The sequence below is a fragment of the Verminephrobacter aporrectodeae subsp. tuberculatae At4 genome (assembly GCF_000193225.1).
Classification (GTDB): domain Bacteria; phylum Pseudomonadota; class Gammaproteobacteria; order Burkholderiales; family Burkholderiaceae_C; genus Acidovorax; species Acidovorax aporrectodeae.
The window spans coordinates 1-978 of the sequence record NZ_AFAL01000798.1 but is presented as its reverse complement, the minus strand read 5'-3'; the positions used below and the strand labels follow the sequence as shown (position 1 = coordinate 978).

At 76.4% G+C, this 978-nt stretch carries 1 protein-coding gene; it reads right to left on the bottom strand.

Features of this window, described 5'->3' with window-relative positions:
- Positions 1-978: NAD(P)H-hydrate dehydratase (locus VTU_RS0121620; RefSeq protein ID WP_029554647.1), on the bottom strand; the 978-nt coding region annotated here is incomplete at both ends.

Sequence of the window (978 nt, the reverse complement as noted above, 5' to 3'; positions counted from 1 at the left end):
TGCCGGCCAGGACATCGCCCGTGCCGGCGGTGGCCAGCCGCGCATTGCCCGTGGGGTTGATCGCAGGCGCATGGCCCGGCGCTGCGATCACGGTTCCTGATCCCTTGAGAACGGCCACGCAGTCGAAGCGCGCGGCCAGTTCCCGGGCCGCGCCCAGCCGGTCCGCCTGCACTGCGGCCGTGTCCAGCCCGAGCAGCCGGGCGGCCTCCAGCGGGTGGGGGGTGAGCACGGTGGGCAGTCCCTGCCGGCCGCGCGCAGCCACCAGCGCGTGCAGGGCGGCGTCGGCGGCGAGGGTGTTCAGGGCGTCGGCGTCCAGCACCAGGCGCGCCGAGCACGCGATGACTGCGCGCAGCACCTGGCCCACCGCCTGGCCCCCGCCGCAGCCGCAGACCACGCTGAGCCGCTCCAGTGCCAGGGTGTCGAAGCGGCGGAACATGAGCTCGGGCTGCTGCGTGTCCAACGGCAACTGCCCGTCGTCCAGCAGGGCCAGCAGTACCCGGCCCGCGCCGCTGTGCAGTGCCGCGCGCGCGGCGAGCAATGCGGCGCCGCCCATGGCCATGCCGCGCGCCGCGAGTCCTTCGCCGCCGACCACGGCCAGGTCGCCGTAGCTGCCCTTGTGGCTGGCGTGCGCGCGCGGCGCTGTCGGCGCGGGGCCGGACAGCCAGGCGCTGGGCGGCTCGGTCCCGGGCGCGACGCCCAGGTCGTCGAACCACACTTGGCCGGCGGCGTCGCGCCCCGTGGCGGTGAACAGGCCGGGCTTGAGGCTGAGCAGGCTCAGCGTGTGCCGGGCCGGGTGGCAGGCGGCGGGGCCGGGTTCGGCGGGGGCAAGGCCTGGTGCAAATTGGCCGGTGTCCGCGTCCAGTCCGCTGGGCAGGTCTGCTGCCAGCACGGGCGCGGGGCTGTTGCGCAGCGCGTCCAGGCAGGCGCGCAGGCGTGCGTCGGGAACGCGCGCCTGCGCGCCGACGCCAATGCCCAGCA